Here is a 14,063-nt window from a genome sequence, read left to right as displayed (position 1 = left end):
TCCACGGCGGTCCCTGGTGAAACGTCACGTCAACAATCGCCCGCGTGTACGGAGTTGACTGAGAAGAGTGAACGCGTTCATAAGCTCGTAGCCCCATAACTTTCCCCTCGTTACAGGGTGTGCGGTCCGCGGCTGGGATCGCGCCTTTGCCAACAAGGAGGAAGTAATGATCAAGAAGGTCGTCGCTGCTGCGGCTGTCACCGGTGGTCTGGTTCTCGCGGGTGCCGGCCTCGCCGTCGCCGACGCCGGTGCCCAGGGCGCCGCGGTGAACTCCCCGGGCGTCGCTTCCGGCAACGTCATCCAGGTGCCCGTCCACGTGCCGGTCAACGTCTGCGGCAACACGATTTCCGTGATCGGGCTGCTGAACCCCGCCTTCGGCAACCACTGCGTCAACAAGTGACGTCGAGTCCGAACCCGTGAGGCCCGAGCCGGGTGGCCCCGGAGCGCGCGCCATGCGCCCCGGGGCCGCCCGGCATCCCCTCCCGGGCGCACCGGCGTCCGGGAGTACCCGGTAGGTAGAAGGCAGGGAACAACCTATGCGACAGGTCACCAGAAAAGGCCTGATCACCATGGCCGCCGCCACCGGCGTCATCGCCATGGGCAGTGGCTACGCACAAGCCGACTCCACGGCGAACGGAGGCGCCAAGAACTCCCCGGGCGCCCTGTCCGGCAACGCGGTCCAGGCGCCGGTGCACGTGCCGGTCAACGCGTGCGGCAACACCGTCAACGTCATCGGGCTGCTCAACCCCGTGATGGGCAACACCTGTGTCAACAAGGGTGGTTCGCACCACGGCGCCGGCGGTGCCACGGCCCACGGCGGCGCGAGCAACTCGCCCGGCGTCGGCTCCGGCAACAGCGTCCAGGCGCCCGTCGACGTCCCGGTCAACGCGTGCGGCAACGGTGTCACCGTGATCGGGGCCCTCAACCCGGTCTTCGGCAACGACTGCGCCAACGTCTCCGGCGACGACCACCAGCACGCGCACCACCCGGGCAAGCCGGGGCACCCCGGTCACCCTGGACAGCCGGGGCACCCCGGCAAGCCCGGTGAGCCGTGCGACACGCACCACCCCGGCAAGCCCCACCACCCGGGCAAGCCCGGGGACCAGGTCAAGCCGGTCCACCGGACCAAGCCGGGACAGCACCCGCACACCCCGCACACCCCGGGCGGGCCGGCCACCTCGGCCGTCTCGCACACCCCGGGCGGCCGGACCATGACCGCCCCGCAGGCCGCCGGTGCGCTCGCGCACACCGGGTCGGACATGCTGGGCATCGCCCTGCCGGTCGGCGCGGGCCTGCTCCTGGCCGGAACCACGCTCTACCGCCGGGCCCGCTCGGGCGCGTAGGCGAAGCCGCTCCCGGAGCGGCAGTAACCGGACAGAACGGATCGGGCCCCGCGACCGCGGGGCCCGATCCGTTTTTCGTCACCCGGCGTCCGTCACCACGTGGCGCGCAGCTGGCGGATGATCCGCCTGCGCAGCCGCACCCGGCGGCTGCCGTCACGCAGCAGGCTCAGTCGCTCCAACTCCCAGTGTCCGTACTCGGCGTGGTCGGTCAACAGACGTGTGGTCTCCTTGCGGGACACCCCGCGAGGCACGTACACGTCGACAAATTCGTATTCCGGCATCGCATCTATTGTGCGGGCAGAGCCCCGGTACGGATAGCGTCTGCACTATGTCTGATGCTGCGCAGCCCTCCGCTGCCGAGGTACGTGCCGCCGCCGACGCGGTCAAAGCCGCGCTGGACCGCCACCTGGAGGCGGTGGAACGCCGCACCGGGGACGACGATCCGGCCGTGTACGACGCGTTCAACGCCCTGGCGGCTGCTGCCGAGGCGTACGACGAGCGGCTCTACGACCGGTACGACGAGGTCACCCCCTTCGAGATCCCGGGCGCCGACGACTCCCTGCCGCCCTACACCGGCCCCGAGGAGCCGAACGCGCTGAGCGTTCTGATCCGCCGCGACTACGCCGTGGTGGAACCCCAGCGGCTGCTGGCCCAGGCCCAGCGGATCGCGGACCTGGACCCGGAGGCCGAGGACCCGGCCGAGGAGGACCGGACGGCGGCGGTGGTCGGCACGAGTGTGCACGCGGCGCTCGGTGTGCTGTTCGGGGAGTACGAACCGGACGAGATCGCCTCCCGGCACAAGGAATTCGGTCTGGAGGAGGGTGACTCCACGCTGTGGGTGTCGGCCGCGGACGAGCCGCCGGAGCCGGGGGAGTGGCTGAGCACGCCGTTCGACCACGCCGACCCGCAGCGGGTGGTGTGCCGGTTCGACGTCAGCGCGGTCTTCGACGAGGACGAGCTGGAGGAGGAGGACGACCTGCCGGGGGCGTCCTGACCCCTCGGCCGTGCCACCTTCTCGACCGCTCCACCTTCGGCCTTCCGGCCTTCCGGCCTTCTCTCACGGCAGCCTCCGTGCCCTTGCGGGCGCGGAGGCTGCCGTGTGAGGGCCGCCCACGTGCGCCGGGCTACTCGGCCCCGGGCGCGCGCAGCAGGGCCGTCAGAAGGGGCGTGAGCCGCGTCGTACGCGCCGGAGCGAGCACCTCGGCCACCGAGCGCGGGAGCGCCTGGTCCACGCCGTGCACCACGGACAGATGCCGCTCGGCGCGGCCGAACGCCGTGTAGACCCACGCCCGGCTCAGGCCCTGCGCCGCGTCCCCCGGCAGCACCGCCACCACCGCGGGCCAGCGCGTCCCGGCCGCCTGGTGGGCGGTCAGGGCCCAGCCGTGCCGCAGCGCCGACTCGACGCGCTCCTTCGGTACGACGAGCTTCTCGCCCCCGCAGTCGAGGTGCAGCCCGTCCGGACCCGCCGAGGCGACGACGCCCACCGAGGTGCGCCCGGGCGCCTCCGCGTACGCCACGCGGTCGCCCGGGTCGAAGCCGGCGAACCGGCCGGGGCCCGGGTTGAGCCGCTGCTTCAGGGCCGCGTTGAGCGCCCGCGTACCCGCCGAGCCGCCGTGGCCCACCGTGATCACCTGGGTCTGCTCGGTGGGCACCCCGATCGCACGCGGCACCGAGTCCGCCACGAGCTGGACGCAGCGGTGCACCGCCTCGCCCGCGTCCCGCACCGGGACGATCACGACCTCCTTGCCCGGCGCCTCGACCTGGCCGAGCTCGCCGACACCGATCCCGGAGACCAGCTCGCCGATCGGCCCCGGGTCGGGGGTGCGCGACGCCACGTGCGGCAGCGCCCGGGCCGCCAGCACGTCCGCGAACACCCGGCCCGCGCCCGCCGAACCCAGCACCTCCGGGTCCCCGCCGAGCACCAGCCGGCAGCCGTCCGGCAGGGACTCGACGAGAATCGCCGCGCCCTCCACGTCCAATTGCGGGGCGTCCTGCACGACCAGGACGTCCAGGGCGAGCGCCCCGTCCTCGTCCCGGCCCGGCCCTTCGGCGGAGAGCAGTTGAGCCACGGTGAACGCCCGCTCGGCGCCCACCGCCGCGGCGAGCCGGCGCCGCCCGTCCCGGGTGTGGACGGCGCCGGCCGCCCGCAGACCGAGGCCGTGCGCGGCGGTGACGACGGCCGCCGACTCGGCGCGGGCCGCCTCACCGCCGGAGTGGGTGACCACGCCGCTGCCCGCCACCGCCCTGATCAGCTCGGCGGCGGACGGCGAGGGAGCGGCTGCCGCGGCGCCCTCCCAGTCGGTGCCGTCGTCCTTCACCGGGGCGTTGGCGAGCCGGGCCAGGCCGTCGGCGAGGCTCTCCTCCGCCAGTGCGTACCGGTCGAGGCCGAGCAGCACCTCGACGGGGGCCTCCCGCGCCTCTTCCGTCTCCTCGGTCTCCTGCTCCCCGTCCTCCCGGGCGGCCTCGTCGGCGCCGCCCGGCTCACCGTCCAGCGAGGCCTCGCCGTCCTGGAAGACCAGCACCACGCCCTCGGTGATCGCTTGCCGCACCGCCTCGTCCGGATCCGGCAGCGAACGCTCGGCCAGCGCCGCCTTCACCGCCGCGATCGGCAGCGCGGTGTGGCCCTGCACGGAGGCGCGCTCCAGGATCCAGGCGACCAGCGCGGCGGCCCGGCGGGGGTCGTCCGGGCCGCACTCGGCGCCCAGCAGCGTCCGGGCGAAGCCGTCGGCCTGCTCGGGACGGATGCCGGGCACGGCGAGCAGCTGCCAGGGGTCGGCCCGCAGCACGTCGGCCGCCTGCTCGCCGAGGGCGTCGGCGACCTGCGGGGCCAGCGAGTCCGGCGCGCCTCCCTCCGCCAGCACGGCCCGCGCCGCGGCCAGCGCCTCGGGTCCCGCCGCGCGCGCGGGCTGCGGCGCCTGCGGCCGGACGGGGGCGGGGGAGGCGGGCAGCGGGGCGGGGCGGCGAGGGGCCGGGGCGGAGGTGAAGAAGGAGGTGTCCGGCTTCTCACCGCTCTCGACCGCGCGGACGGCCGCGAGGAGGTCGGCGGCCTGCCCGCTGAGCTTGGTCCCGGCCGCGACGGGCCCCTCCTTCTCGGCCTTGCGCGCCTCGATCCGCGCCCGAAGCTCCCGCTGCGCGGCGAGCTCGGCCTGCGCCTCGGAGAGCTCGGAGGAGCCGCTTCCGGATGCGGCGGCGTCGCCGTCGCTACCACTGCCACCGCCGCCCTCGGCCGCACCGTCCGGGTCCGCGCCGTCCCCGGCCGCACCCGACCCGCCTTCGCCCCCGGCGCCGTCAGCCTCGGCCGCGCCGCCCTCGGGCCGGGCCGCGCTGTCTTCGGGCCGGGCCCCACCGTCCTCGGGCCGGCCCTCCGCCTCCCGCACGGCGCCCCCGCCCGCCTCCGGGGTCTCCGGAGTGGGCGGAGGCGAGTCCTCCGCGACCTCCCCCACGCCTTCGGGCGTGTCGGCGGCCTCGGCCACATCGGCCCCACCGGTCTCGGTGCCGGGGGCGCCTTCGGTCGGGGTTCCGGGGGCCGTCCCCGGGGGAAGCGCGGTCACAGGGTGCTCCAGTCCTGGTCGGGATAGCGGTGCACGGGCGCCGACACATCGTCCAGCGCCCGGCAGATCTCGTCTGGAAGACTAAGCGCCTCCACTGACAACGCCGCCGTGAGCTGCTGCGCGTTGCGCGCGCCGACGATCGGCGCGGTCACCCCGGGCCGGTCCCGCACCCACGCGAGCGCGACCTGCAACGGTGTCGCCGCGAGGCCGTCCGCGGCTATCGCCACCGCCTCGACGATCCGGCTCGCCGCCTCGTCGAGATAGGGCGCGACGAAGGGGGCGAGCGCCTGGGAGGCCCCGCGGGAGTCCGCCGGGGTGCCGCTGCGGTACTTCCCCGTCAGCACCCCGCGCCCCAGCGGCGAGGACGGCAGCAGCCCGATCCCGAGGTCGAGCGCGGCCGGCAGCACCTCCCGCTCCACCCCGCGCTGGAGCAGCGAGTATTCCATCTGCGTACTGGCCAGCCGGGTCCGTACGCCCGGCGCGCCCAGCTGCCAGGTGGCGGCCTTGGCGAGCTGCCAGCCGCAGAAGTTGGACACGCCCGCGTACCGCACCCGGCCGCTGCCCACCGCGATGTCCAGGGCCTGGAGCGTCTCTTCGAGCGGGGTCGCCGGATCGAAGGCGTGCACCTGCCAGATGTCGACATAGTCCGTGCCGAGACGTGCCAGCGACTCGTCGAGCGCGGCGAGCAGATGGCCGCGCGAGCCGTCGAAGCGCCGGTCCGGGTCGGGCACGCTGCCCGCCTTGGTCGCGATGACCAGGTCGCGGCGCGGCACCAGCCGCTCCACCAGCCGCCCCAGCAGGTATTCGGCGTCCCCGCCCCCGTACACGTCGGCCGTGTCGATGAGGGTGCCGCCGGCCTCCCAGAACGCCTTCAGCAGATCGGCGGCGTCGTGCTCGTCGGTGTCCCGGCCCCAGGTGAGGGTGCCGAGCCCGATACGGGATACGCGCAGGCCCGTACGGCCCAGGTGCCTTAGCTCCATGGGCGCTGAGATTACTGGCCACGGCCGAGACCGGTGGGGCCCTGTGGACAACTCGGCTCCGGGAGCCCTGCCCCGGCGCCCGCCCGCGCGCTAGAGTCCCCCGAACAGGGACGTTACTGATCAGTAAGGGGACCGTCATGCGGCTCGGGATCAACCTCGGCTACTGGGGCGCCGGAATGGACGGCGACAATCTCGCCGTCGCCCAGGAGGCCGACCGGCTCGGCTACGACGTCTGCTGGGCCGCCGAGGCCTACGGCTCGGACGCGCCCACCGTCCTGGCCTGGGTCGCCGCCCGGACCGAGCGGATCGACGTCGGCTCCGCCATCCTCCAGATCCCGGCCCGCCAGCCCGCGATGACGGCGATGACCGCCGCCACCCTCGACTCGCTCTCCGGTGGCCGGTTCCGTCTGGGTCTCGGCGTCTCGGGCCCCCAGGTCTCCGAGGGCTGGTACGGCGTCAAGTTCGACAAGCCGCTCGCCCGCACCCGGGAGTACGTGGAGATCGTCCGCCGGGCGATGACCCGCGAGCGGCTCAGCTACGAGGGCGAGCACTGGACGCTGCCGCTGCCCGGCGGCCCGGGCAAGGCGCTCAAGCTCACCGTCCACCCCGAGCGCGAGCACATCCCGCTCTACATCGCCGCCATCGGCCCCAAGAACCTGGAGCAGACCGGCGAGATCGCCGACGGCGCGCTGCTGATCTTCCCCTCCGCCGACCACCTGGAGGACACCGCGATCCGCCACATCCGGGCGGGCCGCGAGAAGGCGGGCAGGACGCTGGAGGGCTTCGACATCTGCCCCACGCTGCCGCTGGCGCTCGGCGCGGACGGCGACGTCGGCGCCCTCGCCGACATGTTCCGCCCGTACACCGCGCTCTACGTGGGCGGCATGGGCAGCCGCAAGCAGAACTTCTACAACCAGCTCGCGCAGCGCATGGGGTACGAGAAGGAGGCCGCCGAGATCCAGGACAAGTACCTCTCGGGCGACAAGGCGGGCGCCGCCGCCGCCATCCCGCACCAGCTCATCGACTCCACCACCCTGCTCGGCTCGGTGGAGCGCATCGCCGACCGGATGGGGGCCTACGCCGCCGCGGGGGTCACCACCCTCACCCTCGCCCCGGCCGGCTTCACGCTCGACGAGCGCGTCGCGGCCCTGCGCGCGGGCATGGAGGCGCTGGAGCACGCCGGTCTCGCGTAACCGGGAAGGCGGAGGGAAGTCCGCGGCCGTGGTGGGGGCTCGGGGGGTCTTCCCCGCCACGGCCGTCACCCTCAACAACGCGCCGTGCGCCCCGTCGGTTACGGGCGGTGGCGCCCCGGCGCGTTCCTTCGTTCGGCCCAGCGCAGAGCCACCCCTGTTGCCCCGTTCTGTCCTGAGCATTTGACTTGCTCTTTGCAGATGTCTGTACGGGAGTCATGCGGAGGTACGGCGATGCTTTCGGCCAAGAGCCTGTTCCAGGAGATCCTCGACCACGACGAGTCGTACCGGCTGTTCTGCTCGATCGCGGCCGGCGGCGAGAGCCAGGGCGGGTGGGAGAACGGCCGCATCTCCGCCCTGGTGCCGCCGGAGCTCGGCCACCTCGCCCCCAGGATCGCCCGGCACGGCGCCGACGAGGACAAGCACGGGCGGATCTTCCGCGCCCTGCTCAAGAAGCGCGGCCTCACCCCGGTGCCGGTACCGGCGTCGACCGACTACACGATGCTCCTGGAGCGCCGGGGCATCGGCCTCGCCCACGAACGGCTGCGCGCCGAGCGACCGCTCACCGAGCGGGACGTCATCACCTACCTCGCGCACAGCCGGGTCACCGAGCAGCGCGCCGCCGAGCAGATGGCGATGCTGGTGCGGTACTTCGGGGACCACCCCGAGGTGGGCCGGGCGGTCCGGATGATCAGCGACGACGAGGACAGCCACCTCGCCTACTGCCACGAGGAGCTGCTGCGCCTGGCCCGCGCCGGGCACGGCCGCACCATCCAGCGGGTGCTGCGCGAGTACGCGCTCGCCGAGATCCGGGTCTACCGGGACGTCGGCCTCGCCGTGACGGCCCACATGGGCCGCCTCCTGGGCTGGTCGCGGGCCAAGTCGGCGGCGCTGACGGCCGGCGTCCACCTGATGTACGCCTGGGAACGGGCGGCCGGCTGGCGGCGGATGGTCTCCCTGACGATGCCCGAGCGCCGTGACGCGCTCGGCGGACCGGCCCTCCCGGCGCCCGGGCTGGCGTGACGGGGGGCCGGGGGCCCGGGATCCCTAGAGCCAGCCGCGGCGCTTGAACGTGCGGTACAGCACCACTTCGAGCAGCACCATCAGCGCCAGGACCGCCGGATAGGCCCAGACGTAGCCGAGTTCGGGCATGTGCTCGAAGTTCATGCCGTAGATCCCCGCGACCATCGTCGGCACCGCCGCCATCGCCGCCCACGCGGAGATCTTGCGCATGTCGTCGTTCTGCCGCACGCCCATCTGCGCGAGATGGGCGGAGAGGATGTCGGAGAGCAGCCGGTCCAGGCTGTCCACGCCTTCGTTGGCGCGGGTGAGGTGGTCGCTGACGTCGCGGAAGAACGGCCGCGCCCGGTCGGGCACGAACGGCACCCCGGCCCCCGCGAGCCGCTGCATGGGCTCCGCCAGCGGTCCGGTCGCCCGGCGGAACTCCAGCACCTGCCGCTTGAAGGTGTAGATCCGGGAGGCCACCGTGCCGCCCGCCTGGGCGCGGCCCCTGCTCTCCCGGCCGACCGGCGCGAAGACCTCGGCCTCCAGCTCCTCCAGGTCCGTCTGGAGCTCTGCGGCCACTTCCATGTAGTGGTCGACGATGGCGTCGCTCACCGCGTACAGGACGGCACTGGGACCCTGCCGCAGCAGTTCGGGCTCGGCCTCCAGACGCGTCCGCACATCGTGCAGCGGCGAGCCCTCGCCGTGCCGGACGGTCACCACGAACGAGTCGCCGATGAACAGCATCAGCTCCCCGGTGCTCACGGTGTCGCTCTCCGCCTCGTACGTCACCGGCTTGAGGACCGCGAAGAGCGAGTCGTCGTACACCTCCAGCTTGGGCCGCTGATGGGCCGTCAGCGCGTCCTCGACCGCCAGCGCGTGCAGTCCGAACTCGCTTCTGACCAGCTCGAACTCGTCCTCGGTCGGCTCGTACATGCCCAGCCACACAAACCCGTCCCCGGCCGAGCGGGCCTCTTCCAGCGCGTCGGAGTAGTCCGGCGGTCCCTCGGTGCGGCGGCCGTCCCGGTAGATGGCGCAGTCGACGATCACGGCGCGCATTCTTCCGCGAAACCGTACCGCCCGCACCTGTGCGCACCGCTCGGCCTACGCTGGCGGACATGGCCACGCTGATCCTCGTACGTCACGGACGCTCCACCGCCAACACCTCGGGCGTGCTGGCCGGGCGCGCCCCCGGTGTGCCGCTGGACGAGCGCGGCGCCGCCCAGGCCGCCGCGCTGCCCGCCCGGCTCGCCGGACTGCCGCTCGCCGCCGCCGTCTCCAGCCCGCTGGAGCGCTGCCGGGAGACCCTGCGCCCGCTCCTGGACGCGCGGCCCGATCTCGCCCTCCACACCGACGAGCGCGTCAGCGAGTGCGACTACGGCGACTGGTCGGGCCGCAAACTCGCCGAGCTCATGGAAGAACCGCTGATGGAGGTGGTGCAGCAGCACCCGTCGGCCGCGGCGTTCCCGGGCGGCGAGTCGATGCCGGCCATGCAGCGGCGGGCCGTCGACGCGGTGCGCGAGTGGGACGCGCGCGTGGAGGCCGAACACGGGCCGGACGCCGTGTTCCTCGTGTGCTCGCACGGGGACATCATCAAGTCGGTCGTCGCCGACGCCCTCGGAATGCATCTGGACCTCTTTCAGCGGATCTCGGTGGAACCGTGTTCCCTGACCGTGATCCGCTACACCCGGCTGCGCCCGTTCCTGGTGCGGCTGGGGGAGACCGGGGACCTCGCCTCGCTGGCGCCGAGGGAGCCGAAGGGGGACGCGGACCCGGCCGCCGAGGGCCGGGCCGTCGTGGGGGGTGGCGCGGGAGCACCGTGATCGCCGGGCGCAGTAGGGTGGACGGGCCGAAAACACCGCGCTGCGCCCCGGCGGCCCCGCGCTCATCGCTCACTCTCGACATAGGGAGACCAGGACGTGTCCCGTCAGGTGTTCTTCTACGACCCACCGGACCGCTTCGTGGCCGGTACGGTCGGGCTGCCCGGGCGCCGTACGTTCTTCCTCCAGGCGTCCGCGGGCAGCCGTACCACCAGCGTCGCCCTGGAGAAGACCCAGGTCGCCGCCCTCGCCGAGCGGATCGACGAGCTCCTCGACGAGGTCGTGCGGCGCACCGGCGGCAACGCGCCGGTACCGGCCGTCGCCCCCGCCGAGGTCACCGACACCGCGCCGCTGGACTCGCCGGTGGAGGAGGAGTTCCGGGTCGGCACGATGGCGCTCGCCTGGGACGGCGAGGAGCAGCGCATGGTGATCGAGGCCCAGGCCCTGGTCGAGCTCGACGCCGACTCCGACGAGGACCTCGCCGAGGCCGAGGAGCGGCTGCTCCAGGACGACGAGAACGGCCCGCCGATGCTGCGGGTGCGCCTCACCGGCGCCCAGGCCCGCGCGTTCGCCAAGCGCGCCCTGGACGTGGTCAACGCGGGGCGCCCGCCGTGCCCGCTGTGCAGCCTGCCGCTCGACCCGGAAGGACACGTATGCCCGCGCCAGAACGGATACCGACGGGGAGCCTGACGCCGGTGGAACTGCTGGCCAAGGGCGAACTCACCGTCCGTGGCCGCATCCGCGAGGCGTCCAACGCGGTGCTCTACTGCTCCGTCTCGTACGAGGGCTCGGCCGCCCACTGCGTCTACAAGCCGGTCGCCGGCGAGCGCCCGCTGTGGGACTTCCCCGACGGCACCCTCGCCCAGCGCGAGGTCGCCGCGTACGAGGTCTGCGCCGCGCTCGGCTGGGACCTGGTGCCGCCGACCGTGCTGCGCGACGGGCCGTACGGCGAGGGCATGGTCCAGCTGTGGATCGAGCCGCCCGCCGAGAACACCGGGGCCTCCGGCCAGGACGGTCTGCTGGCGCTCGTCGAGGGCGAGGAGCCGGGCGAGGGCTGGAAGCCGGTCGGGCTCGCGGACGTGGGGGAGGGCCGTACGGCCCTGCTGGTGCACGCCGACGACGAGCGGCTGCGCCGGCTCGCCGTCCTGGACGCGGTGATCAACAACGGTGACCGCAAGGGCGGCCATCTGCTGCCCGCCGAGGGCGGCCGGCTCTACGGCATCGACCACGGGGTCACCTTCAACGTCGACGACAAGCTGCGCACGCTCCTGTGGGGCTGGGCGGGCGAGCCGCTGACCGCTGAGGCCGTGGCGGCGCTGACCCGCCTCGCCGCCGCGCTGGCCCCCGGGGAGCCGCTGGCCACCCGACTGGCGGAGCTGATCACCGCCGCCGAGCTGGACGCCCTGCGGGGCCGGGTGGCGGGTCTGCTGGCCGACGGGGTGCACCGCAGCCCTTCCGGTGAGTGGCCGCCGATCCCCTGGCCACCGGTGTAGCCCCGCCGCCGGTGACGTATCGGGGCAAGCGGGATGCATGCACGGGCCGCCCCATCCGCGCAAGAGTCCTCATTCGGCCAAGAGCGGCCATCCGGTTCGAATCTGGAGCGTGCGTCCGGTTACGCTCATGACATGTATGCCTGGCCCGCTTCTGAGGTCCCCGCCCTGCCCGGCAAGGGCCGCGACCTCCGGATCCACGACACCGCGACCGGCGGTCCGGTCACCCTCGACCCCGGTCCCGTCGCCCGTATCTACGTCTGCGGCATCACGCCGTACGACGCGACCCACATGGGTCACGCGGCGACCTACAACGCGTTCGACCTCGTGCAGCGCGTGTGGCTCGACACCAAGCGGCAGGTCCACTACGTCCAGAACGTCACGGACGTCGACGATCCGCTCCTGGAGCGGGCCATCCGCGACGGGCACGACTGGACCGCGCTCGCCGAGCGCGAGACCGCCCTCTTCCGCGAGGACATGACCGCCCTGCGGATGCTTCCCCCCGAGCACTACATCGGCGCCGTCGAGGCGATACCGGGCATCGTGCCGCTCGTCGAGCGGCTGCGGGACCTGGGCGCCGCCTACGAACTCGACGGCGACATCTACTTCTCGGTGGAGAGCGACGCCCACTTCGGGCAGGTCTCCCGCCTCGACGCCGAGGCCATGCGGCGGCTCTCCGCCGAGCGCGGCGGCGACCCCGAGCGCCCGGGGAAGAAGAACCCGCTCGACCCGATGCTGTGGATGGCCGCCCGCGAGGGCGAGCCGAGCTGGGACGGCGCGAGCCTGGGCCGCGGCCGGCCGGGCTGGCACATCGAGTGCGTCGCCATCGCCCTGGACCACCTGGGCATGGGCTTCGACGTCCAGGGCGGCGGCTCCGACCTCGCCTTCCCGCACCACGAGATGGGCGCCTCGCACGCCCAGGTGCTCACCGGCGAGTTCCCGATGGCCAAGGCGTACGTCCACGCCGGCATGGTCGCCCTGCACGGCGAGAAGATGTCGAAGTCCCGGGGCAACCTGGTCTTCGTCTCCAAGCTGCGCCGCGACGGCGTCGACCCGGCGGCGATCCGCCTCTCGCTGCTCGCGCACCACTACCGGGCCGACTGGGAGTGGACCGACCAGGTCCTCCAGGACGCCGTGGAGCGGCTGGCCCGCTGGCGCGCGGCCGTCTCCCGCCCCGACGGGCCGTCCGCGGACGCGCTGGTCGAGGAGATCCGCGACGCCCTCGCGGACGACCTGGACGCCCCCGAGGCGCTCCGGGCGGTGGACCGGTGGGCCGAGCTCCAGCGCGGCGAGGGCGGTACGGACGAGAGCGCGCCCGGCGTCGTCTCGCGCGCCGTCGACGCGCTGCTCGGCGTGGCGCTGTAAGGCCGGATCGCTCAGGCGCCGGGCGGGCCCTGCCCCCCGGCGCCTTCGCATGCCGGGCCCCGTCCCGCCCGGCCCGCGTCCCGCCCGGCGGCGAGGAACCGGAGCCGCGGCCGGGCCGCGCGCCCCGGCCGGACGCTCCCGCTCAGCCCTCCGACGACTCGCCCTCGCCCGGGTCCTCCGGCTTGTCCTCGCGCGACGGCTTCGGCGGCCGGGTGCGACCGCTGCTGGTGTCGCGCAGATACGAGGTGGACTCGCTGCCCTCCGTGGCGTGCCCGCCGGCCACCGGGCCACCGGGCCCCGGGCCGCCGTCGCGGCGGCGCAGATACCGCTCGAACTCGCGGGCGATCGCCTCGCCGGACGCCTCGGGGAGGTCCGCGGTGTCCCGCGCCTCCTCCAGCGTCTGGACGTACTCGGCCACTTCGCTGTCCTCGGCCGCCAGCTGGTCCACCCCGAGCTGCCACGCCCGGGCGTCCTCGGCCAGCTCGCCCAGCGGGATGCGCAGGTCGATGAGGTCTTCGAGGCGGTTGAGCAGGGCGAGGGTGGCCTTGGGGTTCGGCGGCTGCGACACGTAGTGGGGTACCGCGGCCCAGAGGCTGACCGCCGGGACGCCCGCGTGGGTGCACGCCTCCTGAAGGATGCCGACGATGCCGGTCGGACCCTCGTACCGGGTCTCCTCCAGATCCATCGTGCGGGCCAGGTCGGGGTCGGAGGTGACCCCGCTGACCGGCACCGGGCGGGTGTGCGGGGTGTCCCCGAGCAGCGCGCCCAGGATCACCACCATCTCCACGCCGAGCTCGTGCGCGAAGCCGAGGATCTCGTTGCAGAACGAGCGCCAGCGCATGGACGGTTCGATCCCGCGCACCAGCACCAGATCGCGCGGCTTGTCGCCGCCGATCCGGACGACCGAGAGCCGGGTGGTCGGCCAGGTGATCCGGCGGACCCCGCCCTCCAGGAACACGGTGGGCCGGTTGACCTGGAAGTCGTAGTAGTCCTCGGCGTCGAGCGCGGCGAAGACCTCGCCCTTCCACTCGCGTTCCAGGTGAGCGACGGCTGAGGAGGCGGAGTCGCCCGCGTCGTTCCAGCCCTCGAACGCGGCGATCATGACCGGGTCGACCAGCTCGGGAACTCCCTCCAGCTCGATCACCCAGTGCCTCCCTCCGAAGTTCTCTTGCGTACGTCCCAACCTTACGGCTTCAGCACTACCCCGCCGCAGCCCCCGTGCACGGTCCGCTCCCCGCCGGAGTGATCCGCGCATGAAGGAGTGAAAGCCGGGGCACGGCCGAAGCTCGCCCTTGATTCATCCGAGCTGTTGAGTGAAAACC

Annotated in this window: 14 protein-coding genes; 9 read left to right on the top strand and 5 right to left on the bottom strand. The window is 73.7% G+C overall.

What is annotated here, in order from left to right; genetic code table 11:
- Positions 1 to 166 precede the first annotated feature (166 nt).
- Positions 167 to 400: a chaplin ChpH gene (gene chpH, locus ACZ5ID_RS22680; RefSeq protein WP_406552497.1), complete on the top strand. Its 234-nt coding sequence runs from the start codon at positions 167 to 169 to the stop codon at positions 398 to 400.
- Positions 401 to 536: 136 nt separating this feature from the next.
- Positions 537 to 1,343 (top strand): chaplin, encoded by an 807-nt coding sequence (locus ACZ5ID_RS22675; protein WP_468900805.1) that lies wholly within the window; start codon positions 537 to 539, stop codon positions 1,341 to 1,343.
- Positions 1,344 to 1,435: 92 nt separating this feature from the next.
- On the opposite strand, the gene ACZ5ID_RS22670 is transcribed toward ACZ5ID_RS22675, so the two are convergent.
- The gene (locus ACZ5ID_RS22670; RefSeq protein ID WP_344075348.1) at positions 1,436 to 1,624 is read right to left on the bottom strand and encodes a DUF5703 family protein; all 189 of its coding nucleotides are present in this window, start codon (positions 1,622 to 1,624) and stop codon (positions 1,436 to 1,438) included.
- A gap of 47 nt (positions 1,625 to 1,671) precedes the next feature.
- On the opposite strand from ACZ5ID_RS22670, the gene ACZ5ID_RS22665 reads away from it, so the two are divergent.
- Positions 1,672 to 2,337, top strand: a complete 666-nt coding sequence (locus ACZ5ID_RS22665; protein ID WP_468900801.1) for a hypothetical protein — start codon at positions 1,672 to 1,674, stop codon at positions 2,335 to 2,337.
- A 130-nt stretch (positions 2,338 to 2,467) separates the two neighbouring features.
- On the opposite strand, the gene ACZ5ID_RS22660 is transcribed toward ACZ5ID_RS22665, so the two are convergent.
- Positions 2,468 to 4,894 carry a helix-hairpin-helix domain-containing protein gene (locus tag ACZ5ID_RS22660; protein WP_468900799.1) on the bottom strand — a complete coding sequence of 809 codons (2,427 nt, stop codon included), beginning with the start codon at positions 4,892 to 4,894 and terminating at the stop codon, positions 2,468 to 2,470.
- Positions 4,891 to 5,874 (bottom strand): aldo/keto reductase, encoded by a 984-nt coding sequence (locus ACZ5ID_RS22655; protein ID WP_468900796.1) that lies wholly within the window; start codon positions 5,872 to 5,874, stop codon positions 4,891 to 4,893. The genes ACZ5ID_RS22660 and ACZ5ID_RS22655 overlap by 4 nt, the downstream gene beginning before the upstream one ends.
- Before the next feature lie 137 nt (positions 5,875 to 6,011).
- On the opposite strand from ACZ5ID_RS22655, the gene ACZ5ID_RS22650 reads away from it, so the two are divergent.
- Positions 6,012 to 7,067, top strand: a complete 1,056-nt coding sequence (locus ACZ5ID_RS22650; RefSeq protein ID WP_468900793.1) for an LLM class F420-dependent oxidoreductase — start codon at positions 6,012 to 6,014, stop codon at positions 7,065 to 7,067.
- A 231-nt stretch (positions 7,068 to 7,298) separates the two neighbouring features.
- Positions 7,299 to 8,087 carry a ferritin-like domain-containing protein gene (locus tag ACZ5ID_RS22645; protein WP_468900790.1) on the top strand — a complete coding sequence of 263 codons (789 nt, stop codon included), beginning with the start codon at positions 7,299 to 7,301 and terminating at the stop codon, positions 8,085 to 8,087.
- Positions 8,088 to 8,111: 24 nt separating this feature from the next.
- On the opposite strand, the gene ACZ5ID_RS22640 is transcribed toward ACZ5ID_RS22645, so the two are convergent.
- A complete protein-coding gene (locus ACZ5ID_RS22640) occupies positions 8,112 to 9,125 on the bottom strand; it encodes a magnesium and cobalt transport protein CorA (RefSeq protein WP_468900787.1) in 1,014 nt (337 codons plus the stop codon).
- A gap of 59 nt (positions 9,126 to 9,184) precedes the next feature.
- On the opposite strand from ACZ5ID_RS22640, the gene ACZ5ID_RS22635 reads away from it, so the two are divergent.
- From ACZ5ID_RS22635 to mshC, 4 genes are all read left to right on the top strand, one after another.
- Positions 9,185 to 9,889: a histidine phosphatase family protein gene (locus ACZ5ID_RS22635; protein WP_468900785.1), complete on the top strand. Its 705-nt coding sequence runs from the start codon at positions 9,185 to 9,187 to the stop codon at positions 9,887 to 9,889.
- Between the two features lie 96 nt (positions 9,890 to 9,985).
- A complete protein-coding gene (locus ACZ5ID_RS22630; protein WP_358834913.1) occupies positions 9,986 to 10,576 on the top strand; it encodes a DUF3090 domain-containing protein in 591 nt (196 codons plus the stop codon).
- The gene (locus tag ACZ5ID_RS22625) at positions 10,540 to 11,379 is read left to right on the top strand and encodes an SCO1664 family protein (RefSeq protein ID WP_468900782.1); all 840 of its coding nucleotides are present in this window, start codon (positions 10,540 to 10,542) and stop codon (positions 11,377 to 11,379) included. Before ACZ5ID_RS22630 ends, ACZ5ID_RS22625 begins: the two co-directional genes overlap by 37 nt.
- A 132-nt stretch (positions 11,380 to 11,511) precedes the next feature.
- Positions 11,512 to 12,741: a cysteine--1-D-myo-inosityl 2-amino-2-deoxy-alpha-D-glucopyranoside ligase gene (gene mshC / locus ACZ5ID_RS22620; protein ID WP_468900779.1), complete on the top strand. Its 1,230-nt coding sequence runs from the start codon at positions 11,512 to 11,514 to the stop codon at positions 12,739 to 12,741.
- A gap of 142 nt (positions 12,742 to 12,883) precedes the next feature.
- On the opposite strand, the gene ACZ5ID_RS22615 is transcribed toward mshC, so the two are convergent.
- Positions 12,884 to 13,885: a PAC2 family protein gene (locus tag ACZ5ID_RS22615; RefSeq protein WP_468900776.1), complete on the bottom strand. Its 1,002-nt coding sequence runs from the start codon at positions 13,883 to 13,885 to the stop codon at positions 12,884 to 12,886.
- Positions 13,886 to 14,063 lie beyond the last annotated feature (178 nt).

It is taken from the genome of Streptomyces sp. NPDC031670, assembly GCF_055580545.1.
This window is presented reverse-complemented; position numbering and strand designations above follow the sequence as displayed.